The organism is Pseudomonas sp. NBRC 111124 (genome assembly GCF_001320245.1).
Classification (GTDB): domain Bacteria; phylum Pseudomonadota; class Gammaproteobacteria; order Pseudomonadales; family Pseudomonadaceae; genus Aquipseudomonas.
On the sequence record NZ_BCBA01000036.1, the window covers coordinates 77498 to 96985 of the forward strand.

Sequence of the window (19488 nt, forward strand, 5' to 3'; positions counted from 1 at the left end):
GTTCAGGTTGAACCGGAAATTTTACCACAGGCGTCATTTTCGGCACGTACCCATGGCAACAACATGACCAGAGCCACCGGCAACCAGCTGACGAACCACTCGGCGCGCGGTGTGGCCGTCAGGCTGGCAGCATCGAACTGCATTGCCATGGTCGAGAAGACCCACAGGCCGAGCAGGATCTTGCCCATCGGGGTATGCCGCGCACGCACGATCTCCCCCAGGGCAAACAGCCAGACTGCAGCCCACAGCACCATACCGGGCAGCCCCAGTTCCAGGGCAACGTGGGTGAACATGTTGTGGGAATGATCGAACTCGAGACCTGCGGCGTTCACCCTGTAGGCGGAACCAAGACCCAGCCCGCCCCACGGGTGCGCATGGATCATGTTCAACACGGCCTCAAAGATCTCCGGGCGATAGGACGCACCACGGACGGTGAGCAAGTCATACATGACGTAGATGGCCAGACCGATGGTAACAACTGCAATGATCGCAATCATGCGACTGAGCCGGTCACGGCACCAAAGCGGCGCAAGTATCAGAGTAAACAGCAGAGACAACACTGCACCGCGGCTCTGACTGAGCACGACGAAGGCTCCCAGGCAGGCGAGGGCCAGCAGCCAGCCGACCTGGGCAAGCCGTTGCCGAGGCATCTGGTACAACAACAGCATTGCTGCGGCAGCCACGACATAGGCACCGAGGATGGGGTGCGAAATTCCGCCGATTCCGGCCAGCCGGCCTGTCAACGGCGCGCCCTGCTGGCCATAGAAATGGACGATGGACAGGAAGGCGGCGAACGCCATCACAGCGCTCCCCGCCTGCAGCAAGTGCCGAATACGGGCGACGCCAGCCTGGGCCAACACGGGGAAGGCCAGCAGGAACACGAGGATGTACAGCAGGCGCTTGGCCTCGCGCCCGGCATCTTCGGCAGAGGTCCAGGCCAGGCTGATCAGCCCCCACACCATCAGCAACAGTATGCTGCCCCACAGCGCCGGCTGGCGTCGCCAGGCTTCGACCAATACACGCCGAGCCGGCCATGCCAGCAACAGCACGGGCACCCACAGGAACACGACCAAACCTTGTTGGTATAACTTGTTGCTTGGCGCCAGGGCAATCGCCCCGAAGAACCACACCACACCAAACCCCAACCAGGCCTTAACCCAGCTTTTCTCGTAAACCATAGGTCCCCTCGGCCAATCAACGACACCATGCATTGGTGCTTCAGCATTATTTTCGGCATTATTGCCGGCCAATCTGTTCGCCAGACGACAAGGCTCAACTCATGCAATGCTCCCGGCTCTCCCAGGTCGACTTCGATCAGCTGATACTTGGCGCCCAGGTACTGGAGGCTGACAGTCATGGTGCCAAAGTCTACCTGCTTGGCGATGGTAATTTCCTTAAGGTCTTTCGCCGCAAGCGTCTGATTTCATCTGCACTGCTGCGCCCTTACTCGCAACGCTTCGTCGACAACGCCGCCCGCCTTGCACAACTGGGCATCCCTACCCTCGAGGTGATCAGCCAGCACAAGCTCGATGTGCCGGGCAGAACCGCAGTGCTATATCGCCCCTTGCCAGGACGCACCTTGTTGCAAATGTCTCGCGACGCCGGCTTCAGCTGGGACAACTACTTGCCCCGCCTGATCGAGCTGATCCGCCACCTGCACCGCAGCGGCATCTACTTCCGTTCCCTGCACCTCGGGAATGTAGTCGTCACACCCGACCAACGCCTCGGCCTGATCGACGTGGCGGACATGCGCTTTCTGCGCCCGCCACTGTCCGCCCGCATGATTCGCCGTAACGTGCAGCACATGGTGCGTTACATCGAGCGAGAGAACCTGGGTGACCGATTCCCCCTCGCCGACTTCGAAGCTGCCTTGCTGCCGCGCTGACCTCAACCGCGCAGCAGGCTGTGCGCCCCATTGCAGAACGCCTGCCATGCCGCCTCCGGCGCCAGCGTCTGCCGCTGCCGGGCGGCCACCGCCAGTGCGCGGGGCACATCACAGCGCGCGATCTCGCACCCCCAGGCCTCCACGTCGCCAACCGGCAAGTAACAGCCCGATTCCTGCAGTTGCTCCCTGAATACCGGCAAATCGCTGCAGACTACTGGCACATCTGCCATGACGGCTTCCTGCACCACAAGCCCCAGGCCTTCGGCACGCGAAGGCACCAAGAGCCAATCAAACGCTCGATACAGTTGCTGCAATTCATCATGATGTCCACATAGATGTACGCTATCTGTCAGGCCCAACTCATCGATCCGCGCCTGCAGGCTCGTGCGTAGCGGGCCATCACCAACCATTGCCAGCTGCATGCCTGGCTGGTGCTCCATAGCCTTGGCAAATGCCTCGATGAGCATCTCGAAACCTTTGCTTTCGACCAGCCGGCCCACCGCGCCGAGTATCGGGCCACCGGTTTGCGGCAGTGCCAGCGCCTCGCGCGCGCGCTCACGAGAGAGCAGTGGCCTGGTAAAGGCCTGCGGGTCGAACGCCATGCGCAGCGTCTGCACCGGCCGGCCAATGTCCTGCTCCAGGGACCGCGCGAGGGTATGAGAGACGGCCGCAATACTCAGACGCTCGGCGGGCAGCCGGTTCAACAGGCTCACATCGCGGGGGGTCAAGCGTGTCATACCATGGAACAGCACCTTGGCACGCACCTCGGGGAGGTGCTGCAGCACCGGCAACACCAACCGTGCGACACCCAGGCCGTCGAGCAGGATCACATCGGCCTCGGCGCCCTTCAACGCCCTGTGCAGACGCAGGCGTAGCCAGGGACGCAACAAGCGCCAAAGGTGTTTGCCTTTCAACGCTCGCTGAGGCATGTGCCATACACGAGTGGGACCTCGCCCATGGCACAGCTCACCGCCCAGCAGCAGCCAGTTACTGATGCGGGCGTCGGCCCCCGCTTGCGACAGCACTTGTTGATGGACTTTATGGATGGACATGTACGGAGAACCGCCTGCCCACATCATGTTGACGATATTCATGGGGATAGCGCCGCTCTCCCGTGCAAGCCAGGTGGGACTGCAACGTCATTGACAGAAAAAGATGATCCCATGCCGACAATAGCGCCCAAGAACCGCGTCAATGCCCGTCTTGCCCCGGCGAAGCGCCGGGGAAGCGCCCTTGCTCCAGCATAGGCTGCAATATTCAGATCAGAAGCCCAGTTTCAGGCGCAAGCGTTGCCACACGGACAAAGGCGGATGGGGCCTCAGCGCCGGGCGCATGTGCTCCACGATGCTTTGCCCGACGGCAGCGAAACTGAAACGTGACACTGCCAGTTCGCGCCCGTTTCTAGCGATGTGCTGTGCGAGCGCAGGATCGCCCCGCAAGGTGCGCAACTTGGCCTGTAACGTCGGAATGTTGTCATAGAACACGACGTTGACCATGTCTTGCAGGCCCAACGCGCGATTCTCCGCTTCGCCCTGGTCGTATGCCAGCAGCACGCAGCCACAGGCCATGGCTTCGAAGTTCTTGATCATGTACTCGCCCATGCCAACGTCGGCACTGACGAAGAACTGGATACGGTTGAGCGTGTTGCAATAGTCCTCGCCCGACTTGGTGCGGGTCACCACCAGGTTCTCGACCTGCCCCAGCTCATCCAGCAGCGCCTTGCGCCCGCTGTAGGCAACACTGTTGGTGCTGCCGACGAACGCCAGTTCGATATCGCGCTCGCGGCCCTGGTCGGCCAGCAGTTGCTCATCGTAGCCCTTGGGCACGAACACCGCGTCAAAGCCCTCCTGGCGCAGGCGCTCGCTGACCATGTAGCCCGAGCTGATCACCCGCGCCCACGGCAGCTTGCGGTAATGCGCGCTGAACTTGCCGGTGTACTTGCAAGGGATGTAGTTCTGGTAGGCATCGTGCTCGAGAATGACCAGGTTCGGCACCGTGCGAATGAAGGCTGCCTGACGGATCTCTTGCTTGAAACGCAAGAAAAAGACAATGCGGTCATAGCGTTCGACCTGCACTTCACGCTTGAAATAACGGCGAAGGTTGCGCTGATCATCGCTGGTCAGCCAGCGCAGGTCGCACTCACAGTTGGCCGCGACGCCGTCGTACAGGCGATCGAGGATCGCACGCTGTTCCTTCTGTACCAGAAATAGGACTTTCATTGCTTTCCTTGGGCGCTCTGCGCCATCGCGGTCGGGTTTACAGCTCACGCCGCCAGAACAGTTCGTGCCGGCGCACGGCCTTGCGGAAGAACTCGTTCTCCCCATAAGGCGACGCGCGGCGCCCGGCCAGCCAACGCTGCAGCAAACGGCGCAGACGGCGCTTGAAGGGGGGCTGGGGCTGCAGGTCGTGCATCATGCCCAAGGCCATGGCCTTGTCTTGCTGAGTAGCTGAATCCAGTGACAGCGTGCACGGCGCCCAGGCTTGTTCGGCGCTCAGTTGCGGAGGCAGGGCCACACCATCGCCGCTGTCGCCCATTGGCCAGCGGTCATTGTCGTGCAGGTGGTTGGCGTAGCACAGCAGCGTCTGCGGCTGCCAGGCCAGCCCTTGCAAAGCCTCCATGACAGCCGCCTGGGCACAGACATGATCAGGGTGCGGGTCGAGCTGCGGGTGCGGCATGACCAGCACTTCAGGCCTGGCCATTTCCAGCAGGGCGCGCAGGTCGGCCAGCAGGTTGTGCCAGGTGGGCGCACCATCGTGGTCGGCCGGCAGCGGGAATGGGTTGAACCGTCGGAACAGGCGGATATCGGCCATGTCCGCTTCGCGGGACGCGACAGGCTGATCAGGGGCCGCCTGCATGGCGGGCAGCTGCAGGCAGAAATACCCCAGTTGCACGCAACGCGACTCCGGCACACCTGCCCAGCGTGGCACGGCGATACTGTCCCAGGCGCGCAGGCGGCCCTTCAAGCGGGCGGCCTCCGACTTGCCCAGCCCCATCTGCTGATAGTGCTCGGCCTCGATCTCCCCCGCCGTCACGGTCACCACCCAGGTTTCATCCGCCTGGCTGTACAAGCCATAGGCTGCCAGCTCGGCATCATCGGCATGCGGAGCGATCACCATCACGCGGCGGCGCTGCAGCTCGACACAAGGGGTTACCCACAACCGCGGCTCACCCAGCAGTCGGCAATGGCGCCCGCGCAGGCGCAACGTGCCGGCCTGTAAAGGAGCGGCCAGCCCGGTGAGGTTGAGGAAGCGCAGCCCATCGACACCCCGCTCGAAGGTTTGCTGGTCAGCGAGTTCGCCGCCAAGCAGCTCGACTCGCGGATCGAGGAAACGCCCCAGCCAACCGCTTTTTACCCGCACTTCAAGCACCAGGGTTTCGTCTCCCCGCAACGCCGTCTCCACCGTGAGCAGCCCGTCACGCAGCACGACCGGCGCTTCTTGGCTCAACTCGCCGAAGTCATAGGCGTAATCTTCACCAGGCGCATAGAACAGGTGATCGGCGAACCAGGCTTCGTGAGCAGCCCAAAGCAGCGGTAGCAGCAACAGCGGCAGCCACCACCAGGTGAAGACACCCAGCGCCACCAGCACGACGAGACTCACCAGCAAGCCGAGGCGCTTGTTGCGCCGATGGCGCTTGAGCAACTGCTGCTTGCGGCTCACGCCTGGAATACCGGCACAGGGTTGCACCAACGGTCCTTGTACTCACGGTCGGCACGGCCGAACGAGAAACGCAGGGGCTTGTTGCGCGCGCGGGCATCTTCCCAGGCGGCCTGGGTATTGAGGAAGCTCAACACGCTACCCGGGCTGAAGGCCTTGGTTTCAGGGTCGACGCCGCCGTTGATGTATTCCACGCTGATCCACTCCGGCGCTTCGACGCGGTATACCAGCTGAATGGCGATCGGCTTGTCGTCGAGCATCAGCACCGAGCCGATCAGCAGTTCACGCAGGCGCTGCAGCACGTCGGCCATGCGCTCGGCACCGGTGGCCGGGAAGCCCCAGCGGCGCTGGAACAGGTCGCAGTACATGGCGGCGATCTGCTGCGCGCTGAAATCGCTGATCGGACGCACAACGCCACCCGCTTCTTCCAGCAGGCGCAATTCGCGGCGCTGGTTGTAGCGGAACTTCTTGGAAAGGTCTTCGGGGGCGCGGGCCATGGCCAGCTGTTCCTTCTGCACCTTGAGGCCGCTGAAGCGGCCCTGGCTCAGCTCGGACAGGTAGCGCGCGGCATGGCGCAACGGCGCGCTGGCATCGGCCGCTGCCGGCAGAATGATCTCGGCATTGCCAAGGTCGAACAGGGCTTTCTTGCCGGCACGCTTGAGCACATCCTTGGACAGCGCCAGATGACGCCCCCAGGTCGGAATCGCGGCTTTGAGCTCACCGGCCTGGAACCAACCCAGATAACGCACGGGTATCTGCGCCAGGTCAGCCAGTTGCTCGACCACCAACGGGTGCGTCGCGACGCTGCCACCGAAACGCGCCCACGCCTCGGCGTAGGCTGACGCATCGATGACCTGCCAACCGCGCTCGCGGATGGCCTGGATATGATTGAGCATCAAGCCTTCCCCACCCATGCACGAACGTGTGGCAACTGCCAGAACGCTTCGCGTACGGCCTGGTCGGAGAAGCGCTCTTGCAAGCGTTGCAGCATATGCGCGGCGCAGGCTTCACGCTGCTGCGCATCCAGCGCGGCCATGTGGCGAAGGGCCTGCGCCAGTTGCGCGGCATCGGCCAACGGGAACAGCACGCCAACACCCTCGACCACTTCACGTGCACCACCGCAAGCCGTGGCCAGCACCGGTACGCCGGCGACCATGGCTTCGAGCAGGACCATGCCGAACGGCTCATGGTCGGAGCTCAGGGCAAACACATCGAAGGCCTGGAAATAGCGACGGGCATCCGGCACCTGGCCAAGGAAGTCCACCTGCCCGGATATTCCCAGCTCGGCAGCCAGTGCCTTGAGCTTGGCTTCCAGGCGGCCCTTGCCGAGGATGGCCAAGCGTGCGCCAGCCGGCAAATCCGGAAGCGCCTGGGCAAAGCCACGCAGCAAGGTCGCCTGATCCTTGTCAGGATGCAGGCGACCGACATTGCCGACCACCCACGCCTGTGCATCCAGGCCCAACGCCTCACGGGCCTCGGCACGGGGCACCAGGGCAGCTTGCAGGGCGTCGATGTCGATACGGTTGTACAGCGTCTGAATGCGCTCGGCCGGCCACTGCGGCAGGCAACGGCGCATGTCGTCACGCACCGCATCCGATACGCCCAGCAGACTCAGGCGCTTGCTGAACAGGTTGGCGAACAGGCGCCGCCCCTTGCGCTCATAGTCGCCAAACGCATGGTGCACGCCGATCACCGGCAAACCGGTGCCCAGCAGCGCGACATAGATCGGCTTGAAACGGTGAGCGATGCAGAAACTGAAATTGCGCTCGGCGGCGATGCGCCGCAGGGCACGAATCGCACCGAGCTTCAGGCCACGCACGGCCTTGGAGCTGAATTCGAGAAACAGCACCTCGTCAGACGCGCAACCTGCCGCAACCTGCGGGTCGGCGGCGCCAGTGAGGAACACAGTGGTGACCTTGTAGCCGCTGCCCTGGAACAGGCTGGCGTACTGACGGGCACAATCGAGGAACGGCCCGTCATAGCCATGGCAGAACTGCAGGACCCGCGCTTCAGAGCGGCTGGTCATAGGCGGCTGCGCCGTCCTTCACGACCAGGATGTCTTCCATGATCAGGTACTGCAGGTCCGAACCGAAGAACATGTTCAGCGCATCGGTCGGCGAGCAGATCATCGGCTCGCCGCGGCGGTTCAGCGAGGTGTTCAGCGACACGCCGTTGCCAGTCAGGTCTTCCAGCGCCTTCATCATGTCGTAGTAGCGCGGGTTGTATTCACGCTTGAGCACCTGGGCACGCGATGTACCGTCCTCGTGGACCACTTCCGGTACGCGGGTCTTCCACTCTTCAGCCACTTCGAAGGTGAAGGTCATGAACGGCGCGGGGTGATCGACCTTGATCATCTGCGGGGCGACGGTGTCGAGCATCGACGGGCAGAAAGGTCTCCAGCGCTCGCGGAACTTGATCTGGTGGTTGATACGGTCTGCCACGCCAGCCACGCTCGGGCAACCGATGATCGAACGGCCACCCAGCGCGCGAGGGCCGAACTCCATGCGCCCTTGGAACCAGGCCACCGGGTTGCCGTCGACCATGATCTGGGCGATCTGCTGGGGCATGTTGTCGAGCTTGCGCCACTTCGGCTGGCTCGGATGACGAGCGCAGGCGGCGATCACGTCTTCATTGGAATACGAAGGGCCGAGATAGACATGCTCCATCTTCTCGACCGGCACGCCACGGGCGTGGGAAACATAGGCCGCAGCACCAACGGCGGTACCGGCGTCGCCGGAAGCCGGCTGGACGAACAGCTCCTTGACGTCGGAACGGGCGATGATCTTCTGGTTGAGCTTGACGTTCAACGCACAGCCGCCAGCGAAGGCCAGCTTGCCGGTTTCACGCAAGGTGTCGCCCAGGTAATGGTCGATCATCTGCAGGGCGATTTTCTCGAACAGCGCCTGCATGCTGGCAGCGTAGTGGATGTACGGCTCGTCGGCGATGTCGCCTTCGCGTTTGGGACCCAGCCATTCGATCAGCTTCGGCGAGAAGTAGAAGCCTTTGCCCTTCTCTTTATGGCGACGCAGGCCGATGACGTTGGCGTATTCGGTGTTGATCACCAGTTCGCCGTTCTCGAAGCTGGCCAAGCGGGAGAAGTCATATTTGCTGGCGTCGCCGTACGGCGCCATGCCCATGACCTTGAACTCGCCGTCGAGCATTTCGAAACCGAGGAATTCGGTGATCGCGCCGTACAGGCCACCCAGCGAGTCCGGATCGAAGAATTCCTTGATCTTGTGGATCTTGCCGTTTTCGCCGTAGCCGAAGAAGGTGGTGGCGTACTCACCCTTGCCGTCGATGCCAAGGATCGCGGTCTTTTCCTTGAAGCCCGAGCAGTGGTAGGCGCTGGACGCGTGAGCCAGGTGGTGCTCGACCGGTTCGATCTTGATCTTCTTCGGGTCGAAGCCCAGTTGCTCCAGGCACCAGACGATCTTCTTGCGGTAACGCTTGTAGCGACGGTTGCCCATCAGGATCGCGTCGAGGGCGCGGTCAGGCGCGTACCAGTAGCGCTTGGCATAGTGCCAGCGGGCCTTGCCGAACAGGCTGATCGGGGCGAACGGAATGGCCACCACGTCGACGTCGGAGGGCTTGATGCCCGCTTGTTCCAGGCAGAATTTCGCCGACTCGTAGGGCATGCGGTTCTTCGCATGCTTGTCACGCACGAAGCGCTCTTCTTCGGCGGCGGCAATCAGCTTGCCGTCAATGTACAGGGCCGCGGAAGGGTCATGGCTAAGGGCGCCGGACAGGCCAAGAATCGTCAATGCCAAGGGATTAGCCTCTTCATTCGGTAGAGATGCGCCAGCGGCCTCATGGGCGGGTGGCGGCTAAAGGGCGAGATTATAACGCAAACGTCAGCGGCTGCGCGGTCGTTGTAGGAGCGGCCTTGTGTCGCGAAAGGGGCGCAAGGCCGCTCCTGCAGGAGATTTGTAACGCCTGATTATTCGGCGATCAGCCAGTCCATACGGAAGCTGCCGGCAGTCTGCGCCAGCTCCTTGGCCAGCCACGGCAGCAGCTCGCGCAACTCTTCTTCCAGCCCCCAAGGCGGGTTGGCGATGGCCAGACCAGAACCGTTCAGGCCCTGCGGACTGTCCTGGTGATGCACATACAACTCCACCCGCAGCAGCTTCGGCGCGCCGGTGCTGGTCAGGTCCTGATAGAAGCGGGTCAGCGAGCGCTGGTCCTTGATCGGGTACCAGATGGCCGCGACGGTCTGGCGCATGCGGCTGATCGCCTCTTTCATCGAGGTGGTGCAGCGCTTGAGCTCGTCAGCTTGCTCGAACGGCGGATCGATCAGCATGATGGCGCGCTTTTCCTGCACCGGCAGCAATGCCCGCGGCACATGCCAGCCTTCGCCCAGATGCACGACCACACGCGGGTCTTTCTTCATATTTTCTTTGAGCAGCGGCCCGTCTTCAGGGTGCTTCTCGTTGAGCAGTGCACGGTCCTGCTCGCGCATCAGGCGACGGGCCAGCTCGGGCGAACCCGGGTAGTAGCGCAGCTCACCATTGGCATTCAGGCGCTTGATGATGCGCAGATAGTCCGCGGCCTGGGCCGGCAGGTCGTCGCGGTTCCACAGGCGGGCGACGCCTTCCAGGTACTCGCCGGTACGGGTCGCCTGGTCGCCCTGCAGGTCGTAAAGACCGAGGCCGGCGTGGGTGTCGATGTAGGCGAACGGCTGCTCCTTGCGCGACATCAGGGCGATGAGGCGGGTCAGCACGATATGTTTGAGGACGTCGGCATGGTTGCCGGCGTGGAAGGCGTGACGATAGTTCATGGCAACTCCTGCGAAGGCGGCAAGTTTACCTTGCCTTGCAGGCGGAGTCAGGCCTGACTGCTGATCGGCGGGCCCGCGAAGCAGGCACCGCCGACTCAACGGGTATTACTTGTCGGCGTGATAAGCCGCATCAGCGGTTTCGAAGCGCTGCACCATTGCCTGAGACGGGCTGCCCAGCTTGCTTACCAGGATGATGGCGATGCTCGCCAGCAGGAAGCCAGGGATGATTTCGTACAGCCCCCAGGTATCGATCTGCTTCCACAGGATCACCGTCAGCGCACCGACCACGATACCGGCCAGCGCGCCATTACGGGTCATGCCCTTCCACAGCACCGAAATCAGCACCACCGGACCGAAGGCTGCACCGAAGCCAGCCCAGGCGTAGGCCACCAGGCCCAGTACGCGGTTTTCCGGGTTGGCGGCCATGGCAATGGCGATAAGGGCAACGGCCAGCACCATCAGGCGACCCACCCAGACCAGCTCACCCTGCGAAGCATTCTTGCGCAGGAAGGCCTTGTAGAAGTCTTCAGTCAGGGCACTGGAGCAAACCAGCAGCTGGCAGCTCAGGGTGCTCATCACCGCCGCCAGGATGGCCGACAGCAGCACACCGGCGATCCACGGGTTGAACAGGATCTTGGCCAGCTCAATGAACACCCGCTCATGGTTCTCGGTGACCGGGCCTGCCAGCTCAGGGTGCGCCGAGAAGTAGGCGATACCGAAGAAGCCCACGGCGCAAGTACCGGCCAGGCACAGGATCATCCAGGTCATGGAGATGCGACGGGCGTTGGCGATCGACTTCACCGAGTCGGCGGCCATGAAGCGCGCCAGGATGTGCGGTTGGCCGAAGTAACCCAGCCCCCAGCCCATCAGCGAGATGATACCGACAAAGGTCGCGCCCTTGAGCATGTCGAAGTTGGCCGGGTTCTGCGCTTCGATGGCCAGGAAGGTGGTGTCGAAACCACCGGTGGAGATCAGCACGATCACCGGCGTGAGGATCAGCGCGAAGATCATCAGCGAGGCCTGCACAGTATCGGTCCAGCTCACCGCCAGGAAACCACCGACGAAGGTGTAGGCGATGGTCGCTGCAGCACCGGCCCACAGGGCCGTCTCGTACGGCATGCCGAAGGTGCTTTCGAACAGGCGGGCACCGGCAACGATGCCGGAGGCGCAGTAGATGGTGAAGAACACCAGGATGACGATCGCCGAGATGATCCGCAGCAAGCCACTGTGGTCTTCGAAGCGGCTGGAGAAGTAGTCCGGCAGGGTCAGCGCGTCACCGTTGTGCTCGGTCTGCACACGCAGACGGCCAGCGACGAACAGCCAGTTCAGGTAGGCACCGACAGTCAGGCCGATGGCGATCCAGGCTTCGGAAAGGCCGGAGAAGTAGATGGCGCCCGGCAGGCCCATCAGCAGCCAGCCGCTCATGTCGGAGGCTCCGGCCGAGAGCGCGGTGACCACGCTACCCAGGCTGCGACCGCCAAGAATGTAGTCGGAAAGGTTGTTGGTGGAGCGATAGGCCGCGAAACCGATCAGCACCATTGCCGCGATATAGATCACGAAGGTGATCGTTAGTGGATTGCCCATGCGTGTGCCCTGGCGTTTGTTTTTATCTCATGCGCAACCCTCCTCGCAGACGGTTGCACCCAGGCGGCGAATCCTATGCAACAACGCAAAGTGGGTGCAACCATTTTTCATTTGCAAGTTGCACCCACCCGTGCGCATTACGGGAAATTCCATTTTTTGCTCCGTTTTGGAGCAAGAACACGTTTTATTCATAAGAAACCGCACCGTTATGAACTCTTTTTAATCTGTAGGAAGGTTCGTCAGACGAGTTGCACCTTTTCTTCAAAAAATTCGGGTTGCACCTGGTTGCACCCAAAAACGCCTACCGCTAATCTTGGCGCAGCTTAAGCCACAACCGTGGCAATAATGAGGATAAGAAAATTGGCGACGACCACCCTGGGGGTCAAACTTGACGACCCGACCCGTGAGCGACTCAAAGCAGCTGCGCAGTCCATCGACCGCACGCCGCACTGGTTGATCAAGCAAGCGATCTTCAATTACCTGGAGAAGCTCGAGGGTGGCGCTACCCTGACCGAACTCAACGGTCATGCCAACAACCTGGCCGACGACGCTGGCGAAGTACAGCCAGACCACGCCCACCAGTGCTTCCTAGAATTCGCCGAGAGCATCCTGCCGCAGTCGGTTCTGCGCTCGGCGATTACCGCCGCCTACCGCCGCCCCGAGCAGGAAGTGGTACCGATGCTGCTGGAGCAGGCGCGCCTGAGCGCTCCGCTGGCCGAAGCCACCAACAAGCTCGCCGCCGGCATCGCCGAAAAACTGCGCAACCAGAAGAGTGCTGGTGGCCGTGCTGGCATCGTTCAGGGCCTGCTGCAGGAGTTTTCCCTGTCGTCCCAGGAAGGTGTTGCCCTGATGTGCCTGGCTGAAGCCCTGCTGCGCATCCCTGACAAAGGCACCCGCGACGCCCTGATCCGCGACAAGATCAGCAACGGCAACTGGCAGCCGCACCTGGGCAACAGCCCGTCACTGTTCGTCAACGCCGCCACCTGGGGCCTGCTACTGACCGGCAAGCTGGTCTCCACGCACAACGAAGCCGGCCTCACCTCCTCGCTGACCCGCATCATCGGCAAGAGCGGCGAACCGATGATCCGCAAGGGCGTCGACATGGCCATGCGCCTGATGGGCGAGCAGTTCGTGACCGGCGAAACCATCGCCGAAGCCCTGGCCAACGCCAGCCGCTTCGAAGCCAAGGGCTTCCGCTACTCCTACGACATGCTTGGCGAAGCCGCACTGACCGAGCATGACGCACAGAAGTACCTGGCGTCCTACGAGCAGGCGATCCACTCGATCGGCAAAGCCTCCCATGGCCGTGGCATCTATGAAGGCCCGGGCATCTCGATCAAGCTCTCGGCACTGCACCCGCGCTACAGCCGCGCCCAGTACGAGCGCGTGATGGAAGAGCTGTACCCGCGCCTGCTGTCGCTGACCCTGCTGGCCAAGCAGTACGACATCGGCCTGAACATCGATGCCGAGGAAGCCGACCGTTTGGAGTTGTCCCTCGACCTGCTCGAGCGCCTGTGCTTCGAGCCGGCCCTGGCTGGCTGGAACGGTATCGGCTTCGTGATCCAGGCCTACCAGAAACGCTGCCCATACGTGATCGACTACGTCATCGACCTGGCCAAGCGCAGCCGCCACCGCCTGATGATCCGCCTGGTAAAAGGCGCCTACTGGGACAGTGAGATCAAGCGCGCCCAGGTTGAGGGTCTGGAAGGCTACCCGGTCTACACCCGCAAGGTGTACACCGACGTGTCCTACGTCGCCTGTGCCCGCAAGCTGCTGGCCGTGCCGGAAGCCATCTACCCGCAGTTCGCTACCCACAACGCCCACACCTTGTCGGCCATCTACCATATCGCCGGCCAGAACTATTACCCGGGCCAATACGAGTTCCAGTGCCTGCATGGCATGGGTGAGCCGCTGTACGAACAGGTTGTAGGCAAGGTCGCCGACGGCAAGCTGAACCGCCCGTGCCGCGTGTATGCCCCGGTCGGTACCCACGAAACCCTGCTGGCCTACCTGGTCCGCCGCCTGCTGGAGAACGGCGCCAACACCTCGTTCGTCAACCGCATCGCCGACCACTCCATTTCCATCCAGGAATTGGTCGCGGACCCGGTGAGCAGCATCGAACGCATGGGCACCCAGGAAGGCAGCATCGGCCTGCCGCACCCACGCATCCCGCTGCCGCGTGAACTGTATGGCAGTGAGCGTGCGAACTCGGCCGGCATCGACATGGCCAACGAACACCGCCTGGCATCGCTGTCCTGCGCCATGCTGGCCACTGCCAACAACGACTGGAAGGCCACCCCGCTGCTGGCCTGCGCCGCCAGCGAGGCTGCAGCTGTACCGGTACTGAACCCGGCGGACCACCGTGACGTGGTCGGCCATGTGCAGGAAGCCACCGTCGCCGACGTCGACAATGCCATCCAGTGCGCCCTGAACGCTGCCCCCATCTGGCAGGCCACTCCGCCCGCTGAACGTGCCGCGATCCTCGAGCGCACCGCTGATCTGATGGAAGCCGAAATCCAGCCGCTGATGGGCCTGCTCATCCGTGAAGCTGGCAAGACCTTCGCCAACGCCATCGCCGAAGTGCGCGAAGCCGTGGACTTCCTGCGCTACTACGCGGTGCAGGCACGCAACGACTTCAGCAACGACGCCCACCGCCCACTGGGCCCGGTGGTGTGCATCAGCCCGTGGAACTTCCCGCTGGCGATCTTCACCGGCCAGGTAGCCGCCGCCTTGGCTGCCGGCAACCCGGTGCTGGCCAAGCCGGCCGAACAGACCCCGCTGATCGCCGCCCAGGCCGTGCGGCTGCTGCTGGAAGCCGGCATTCCGGAAGGTGTTCTGCAACTCCTGCCGGGCCGTGGCGAAACCGTCGGTGCCGGCCTGGTCGGTGACGAGCGCGTCAAAGGCGTGATGTTCACCGGCTCCACCGAGGTTGCCCGCCTGCTGCAGCGCAACGTCGCTGGCCGCCTGGACAACCAGGGCCGGCCGATCCCGCTGATTGCCGAAACCGGCGGCCAGAACGCCATGATCGTCGACTCCTCGGCGCTGACCGAGCAAGTAGTGATCGACGTGGTGTCCTCGGCCTTCGACAGCGCCGGCCAGCGTTGCTCGGCCCTGCGAGTGCTGTGCCTGCAGGAAGACTCCGCAGACCGCGTGATCGAAATGCTCAAGGGCGCCATGGCCGAAAGCCGCCTGGGCTGCCCGGACCGCCTGGCCGTGGACATCGGCCCGGTGATCGACGCCGAAGCCAAGGCCGGTATCGAGAAGCACATCCAGGGCATGCGCGAGAAAGGCCGCTCGGTCTATCAAGTGGCAATCGCCGATGCAGCCGAGATCAAACGCGGCACCTTCGTGATGCCGACCCTGATCGAACTGGACAGCTTCGACGAACTGAAACGTGAAATCTTCGGCCCGGTACTGCACGTGGTGCGCTACAACCGCCGCAACCTCGACCAGTTGATCGAGCAGATCAACGCGTCCGGCTACGGCCTGACCCTCGGCGTGCACACCCGCATCGACGAGACCATCGCCAAGGTGGTGGAAACCGCCAACGCCGGCAACATGTACGTCAACCGCAACATCGTTGGCGCCGTGGTCGGCGTGCAGCCATTCGGCGGTGAAGGCCTGTCGGGCACCGGCCCGAAAGCGGGTGGTCCGCTGTACCTGTACCGCCTGCTGTCGACCCGCCCGGCCGACGCCATTGGCCGCCACTTCCAGCAGCAAGATGGCGCAGGCCAGCCGGACCGTGCCCTGCACGACCAGCTGATCAAGCCGCTGCATACGCTCAAGGCCTGGGCCGAGAGCAACCAGCAGGCCGACCTGGCCGCCCTGTGCAGCCAGTTCGCCGGCCAGTCGCAGAGCGGCATCGCCCGCCTGCTGCCCGGCCCGACCGGCGAGCGCAACACCTACACCATCCTGCCGCGCGAGCACGTGCTGTGCCTGGCGGACAACGAAGCCGACCTGCTGGCGCAGTTCGCGGCCGTGCTGGCGGTGGGTAGCTCGGCGGTGTGGGCTGACAGCGAGCCAGGCAAGGCCCTGCGTGGCCGCCTGCCGCGTGAGCTGCAGGCCAAGGTCAAGCTGGTGGCGGACTGGAACAAGGATGAAGTGGCATTCGACGCCGTGATCCACCATGGCGACTCCGACCAGCTGCGCGGCGTGTGCCAACAAGTGGCCAAGCGTGCCGGGGCGATCGTCGGTGTGCACGGGCTGTCCAGCGGTGATCACCAGATTGCGCTGGAGCGCCTGGTGATCGAGCGGGCGGTGAGTGTGAATACTGCGGCGGCGGGCGGTAATGCCAGCCTGATGACCATTGGCTGACGCCTGGGGTTGTTGATGAAAAAGGAGAGCTTTGGCTCTCCTTTTTTTTGGGCGTGTCTTGGGGATTATTACGGCACCACCCTCCCACACCCCCACTAACACTTCAACGGTTTAACCTGACGACGCAACCACCATAGACTCCAACCTTTGATGACCTCTGAAGAAAAGAGCAATCCCCCCCATAGCCAATTATTGACTTCAGCAGTGATCATCGGCAGAACCAAGACCACCGAAATTGACGGAACAATAAATAAATATCTAAATGGCAACTGCATCATCGCCAGATAAACAACCCACTTTTTCCTTGCATAAAAACCGATACACGAGACGGCTACCGAGCCCTGCAAAACCAGACCGGCCCATATCAGTGCCTCCGGACCGTCCCAACTACGCATAACATCGAGCCCACTTTTAAAATCCGACCAGAACGGCACCCCTCCACGGGCGGCGCTACGCAGAGAATATAAACAAAGGTAAAACGCATCCATGCCAGCCCAAACCAGGAACAAAGATTGCTGCAGCCTAACCTTTAACTCAGTCAATATGCACCTTCCCGAAACTCATATACCTCGTTAGCCACCACAGGGCGCCAATGCCAAGACTGGCCACTTATCGCCCATTCATCACTGGCCTCGACAAAATATTGCGTTGTTCTCCGCACAGCCCCACAGCGGTGCACTGCTGACAACCTGACGAAATCACGCTCACTGGCTTTTAACGGCACCCACCTCTGACTCACAACGCGCCTGGTATTGGCATAGTCTTTACCCTCGCTTGCAAAAAGACGCCCTTCGTCACCTCGCGAAGTTATGAAGTTTGCCGCGAAGGCTACACTGGACCAGAGCCGATCTGTATCAATACTAAAAGTGCTCCACTTACCAGGCCCCGCAGCCTCCTCATATCGACTTTCATGCTGTTGACAATCCGTTTTTGATGGCGCCCACTTCAACGCGGGATAACACGTCACGTCAATGGGATAGCGTACCTCCTCGCGAAGAAGAAACCATCTCCCCTCACCCATCAATTTTGAAGCTCGCTCTATTTCATCGCCGAGCAATGCTCGCCCCACAGGCAAACCACAATCTTCAAGAAATTCGCTCAGCCCGCGCAGCTGAGTATTTCTTTGCAGTAGATCTCGGACTACGGACTGGGCAAAGAAAGGATCTTCAATCCTGCTGATTTCTTCTTTCCAAACATCGCGCCAATGACAAATTCTAGCCACAAGACTTCCTCCCTAGCAAAGAACAACATCTACCTCTTTTTTCATTGCTATGGTTGTAGGAATTGTCCACGATGGATGTAGGTATGTTCCTATCCTGCGAATGGCTAGCGGGCGCTCCTGCCACCTAGATGACTGCCTCATCATCACTCACGCTTATTAACCTGCCCTTTACTTCATGGTTCCGCCAGACTCGCAGCATCCCGCCCAAGGACCCCTACCATGCCCGAGACCCTGCTCAGCCCGCGCAACCTCGCCTTCGAACTCTACGAAGTCCTCGACGCCGAAGCCCTGACCCAGCGCCCGCGCTTTGCCGAACACAGCCGCGAAACCTTCGATGCGGCCCTGACCACCGCGCGCACCATCGCCGAAAAGTTCTTCGCCCCGCATAACCGCAAAGCCGACGAAAACGAGCCGCGTTATGTAAACGGCCGCGCCGAACTGATCCCGGAGGTGAAGCCCGCTGTCGATGCATTCCTCGAAGCCGGCTTCCTCAACGCCAACCGCGACTTCGAAGTCGGCGGCATGCAGTTGCCCAGCCTGGTCTCGCAAGCCTGCTTCGCCCACTTCCAGGCGGCCAACGCCGGTACCACGGCCTACCCGTTCCTGACCATGGGCGCGGCCAACCTGATCGAGAGTTTCGGTACCGAGGAACAGAAGCGCCTGTACCTGCAACCCATGATCGATGGCCGCTACTTCGGCACCATGGCGCTGACCGAACCCCACGCCGGCTCGTCGCTGGCCGATATCCGCACCCGCGCCGAACCTGCTGGCGATGGCACCTACCGGCTCAAGGGCAACAAGATCTTCATCTCCGGTGGCGACCATGAGCTGTCGGAAAACATCGTGCACATGGTGCTGGCCAAGCTGCCGGACGCACCGCCGGGCGTTAAAGGTATTTCGCTGTTTATCGTGCCTAAATACCTGATCAACGACGACGGCAGCCGCGGGTCGCGCAACGACGTGCTGCTGGCCGGGCTGTTCCACAAGATGGGCTGGCGCGGCACCACCTCCACTGCATTGAATTTCGGCGACAACGGCCAGTGCGTCGGCTACCTGGTCGGCCAGCCGCACCAGGGCCTGGCCTGCATGTTCCAGATGATGAACGAGGCACGCATCGGCGTCGGCATGGGCGCGGTAATGCTCGGTTACGCCGGCTACCTCTACTCGCTGGAATACGCTCGCCAGCGGCCCCAAGGCCGGCTGCCGGACAGCAAGGACCCGCACAGCCCAGCCGTGCCGATCATCGAACACACCGACGTGAAGCGCATGCTGCTGGCGCAGAAGGCTTATGTGGAAGGCGCCTTTGACCTGGGCCTGTACGCTGCGCGCCTGTTCGACGATACCCACACCGCCAGCGACGAAAGCGCACGCAAACAGGCCCAGGAGCTGCTCGACCTGCTGACCCCGATCGTCAAGTCCTGGCCCTCGACCTTCTGCCTAAAGGCCAACGAACTGGCGATCCAGATTCTCGGCGGCCACGGCTACACCCGTGAGTACCCGGTGGAGCAGTACTACCGCGACAACCGCCTGAACCCGATCCATGAAGGCACCGAGGGCATCCAGTCGCTCGACCTGCTGGGCCGCAAGCTGGCGCAGAACAACGGTGCCGGTCTCAAGCAACTGATTCGCCTGATCGCCGCAACGGCCGAGCGCGCCAGCCATCATCCGGGCCTGGACAACCTGCGCCAACCGTTGGAGCAACTGGTCAATCGCCTGCAAACGGTAACCCTGGCCCTGCTCGGCGACCTGGCACAGGGCAAGGTTGCCGGCGCCCTGGCCAACTCAGCCCTGTACCTCAAGGCCTTCGGCCACTGTGTAGTCGGCTGGCGCTGGCTGGAACAGGCCATCCACGCCGAACTCGGCCTGCTCAAGGGCAACCCCGCCGATCGCGACTTCTACCTCGGTAAACTGCAGGCCGCGCGTTATTTCCTGACCTGGGAAATTCCTGCCTGCCATAATGAGCTGGCATTGCTCGAGGCACGCGATGATACGTGCCTGGCCATGCAAGACGGGTGGTTCTAGGGGGAGCCACCGTGAAAACGGAGGCTTCCA

General features: G+C 62.3%; 14 protein-coding genes. 3 read left to right on the top strand and 11 right to left on the bottom strand.

Going from position 1 to position 19488, the window contains the following annotated elements:
- Positions 1–2 precede the first annotated feature (2 nt).
- The gene (locus tag APH28_RS15485; protein WP_060510728.1) at positions 3–1178 is read right to left on the bottom strand and encodes an O-antigen ligase; all 1176 of its coding nucleotides are present in this window, start codon (positions 1176–1178) and stop codon (positions 3–5) included.
- A gap of 101 nt (positions 1179–1279) precedes the next feature.
- Between APH28_RS15485 and APH28_RS15490 the strand changes: the two genes are divergently transcribed.
- Positions 1280–1885, top strand: a complete 606-nt coding sequence (locus APH28_RS15490) for a hypothetical protein (RefSeq protein ID WP_060510730.1) — start codon at positions 1280–1282, stop codon at positions 1883–1885.
- Positions 1886–1887: 2 nt separating this feature from the next.
- Here the strand turns inward: APH28_RS15490 and APH28_RS15495 are convergent, their stop codons facing one another.
- The 8 genes from APH28_RS15495 to putP form a co-directional block, all read right to left on the bottom strand.
- Entirely contained in the window at positions 1888–2979 is a 1092-nt protein-coding gene (locus APH28_RS15495) for a glycosyltransferase (RefSeq protein ID WP_060510732.1), read from the bottom strand.
- 168 nt (positions 2980–3147) lie between these two features.
- A complete protein-coding gene (locus APH28_RS15500) occupies positions 3148–4104 on the bottom strand; it encodes a glycosyltransferase (protein WP_060510734.1) in 957 nt (318 codons plus the stop codon).
- 37 nt (positions 4105–4141) lie between these two features.
- Positions 4142–5545, bottom strand: a complete 1404-nt coding sequence (locus APH28_RS15505; RefSeq protein WP_060510735.1) for a PIG-L deacetylase family protein — start codon at positions 5543–5545, stop codon at positions 4142–4144.
- Complete coding sequence (locus tag APH28_RS15510) at positions 5542–6438, bottom strand: antimicrobial resistance protein Mig-14 (RefSeq protein WP_060510737.1); 897 nt, start codon at positions 6436–6438, stop codon at positions 5542–5544. Before APH28_RS15510 ends, APH28_RS15505 begins: the two co-directional genes overlap by 4 nt.
- Positions 6438–7568, bottom strand: coding sequence for a glycosyltransferase (locus APH28_RS15515; RefSeq protein WP_060510739.1), 1131 nt, complete (start codon positions 7566–7568; stop codon positions 6438–6440). The genes APH28_RS15510 and APH28_RS15515 overlap by 1 nt, the downstream gene beginning before the upstream one ends.
- Positions 7552–9309: a carbamoyltransferase gene (locus tag APH28_RS15520; protein ID WP_060510741.1), complete on the bottom strand. Its 1758-nt coding sequence runs from the start codon at positions 9307–9309 to the stop codon at positions 7552–7554. The genes APH28_RS15515 and APH28_RS15520 overlap by 17 nt, the downstream gene beginning before the upstream one ends.
- Positions 9310–9479: 170 nt before the next feature.
- A complete protein-coding gene (locus APH28_RS15525) occupies positions 9480–10316 on the bottom strand; it encodes a 23S rRNA (adenine(2030)-N(6))-methyltransferase RlmJ (protein WP_060510744.1) in 837 nt (278 codons plus the stop codon).
- Between the two features lie 105 nt (positions 10317–10421).
- A complete protein-coding gene (gene putP / locus APH28_RS15530; RefSeq protein ID WP_060510745.1) occupies positions 10422–11900 on the bottom strand; it encodes a sodium/proline symporter PutP in 1479 nt (492 codons plus the stop codon).
- A 360-nt stretch (positions 11901–12260) separates the two neighbouring features.
- Here putP and putA point away from each other — a divergent pair, with 360 nt between their 5' ends.
- The gene (gene putA / locus APH28_RS15535; RefSeq protein ID WP_060510747.1) at positions 12261–16214 is read left to right on the top strand and encodes a trifunctional transcriptional regulator/proline dehydrogenase/L-glutamate gamma-semialdehyde dehydrogenase; all 3954 of its coding nucleotides are present in this window, start codon (positions 12261–12263) and stop codon (positions 16212–16214) included.
- A gap of 95 nt (positions 16215–16309) precedes the next feature.
- Here putA and APH28_RS28130 read toward each other — a convergent pair whose 3' ends face one another.
- Both APH28_RS28130 and APH28_RS28645 read right to left on the bottom strand, forming a co-directional pair.
- Complete coding sequence (locus APH28_RS28130) at positions 16310–16702, bottom strand: hypothetical protein (protein ID WP_082432307.1); 393 nt, start codon at positions 16700–16702, stop codon at positions 16310–16312.
- A gap of 50 nt (positions 16703–16752) precedes the next feature.
- Positions 16753–17436 (bottom strand): hypothetical protein, encoded by a 684-nt coding sequence (locus tag APH28_RS28645; RefSeq protein WP_156340893.1) that lies wholly within the window; start codon positions 17434–17436, stop codon positions 16753–16755.
- Positions 17437–17655: 219 nt separating this feature from the next.
- Here APH28_RS28645 and APH28_RS15540 point away from each other — a divergent pair, with 219 nt between their 5' ends.
- Positions 17656–19458 carry an acyl-CoA dehydrogenase gene (locus APH28_RS15540; RefSeq protein ID WP_060510749.1) on the top strand — a complete coding sequence of 601 codons (1803 nt, stop codon included), beginning with the start codon at positions 17656–17658 and terminating at the stop codon, positions 19456–19458.
- The last annotated feature ends 30 nt before the right edge of the window (positions 19459–19488 follow it).

What these genes read in the sequence shown, in the direction of transcription:
- APH28_RS15510 (WP_060510737.1), bottom strand. Translation starts at nt 6,438, where the DNA reads ATGCTCAATCATATCCAGGCCATCCGCGAGCGCGGTTGGCAGGTCATC.
- APH28_RS15500 (WP_060510734.1), bottom strand. Translation starts at nt 4,104, where the DNA reads ATGAAAGTCCTATTTCTGGTACAGAAGGAACAGCGTGCGATCCTCGAT.
- APH28_RS15485 (WP_060510728.1), bottom strand. Translation starts at nt 1,178, where the DNA reads ATGGTTTACGAGAAAAGCTGGGTTAAGGCCTGGTTGGGGTTTGGTGTG.
- APH28_RS15515 (WP_060510739.1), bottom strand. Translation starts at nt 7,568, where the DNA reads ATGACCAGCCGCTCTGAAGCGCGGGTCCTGCAGTTCTGCCATGGCTAT.
- APH28_RS15540 (WP_060510749.1), top strand. Translation starts at nt 17,656, where the DNA reads ATGCCCGAGACCCTGCTCAGCCCGCGCAACCTCGCCTTCGAACTCTAC.
- APH28_RS28130 (WP_082432307.1), bottom strand. Translation starts at nt 16,702, where the DNA reads ATGGATGCGTTTTACCTTTGTTTATATTCTCTGCGTAGCGCCGCCCGT.
- APH28_RS15490 (WP_060510730.1), top strand. Translation starts at nt 1,280, where the DNA reads ATGCAATGCTCCCGGCTCTCCCAGGTCGACTTCGATCAGCTGATACTT.
- APH28_RS15495 (WP_060510732.1), bottom strand. Translation starts at nt 2,979, where the DNA reads ATGAATATCGTCAACATGATGTGGGCAGGCGGTTCTCCGTACATGTCC.
- putP (WP_060510745.1), bottom strand. Translation starts at nt 11,900, where the DNA reads ATGGGCAATCCACTAACGATCACCTTCGTGATCTATATCGCGGCAATG.
- APH28_RS15525 (WP_060510744.1), bottom strand. Translation starts at nt 10,316, where the DNA reads ATGAACTATCGTCACGCCTTCCACGCCGGCAACCATGCCGACGTCCTC.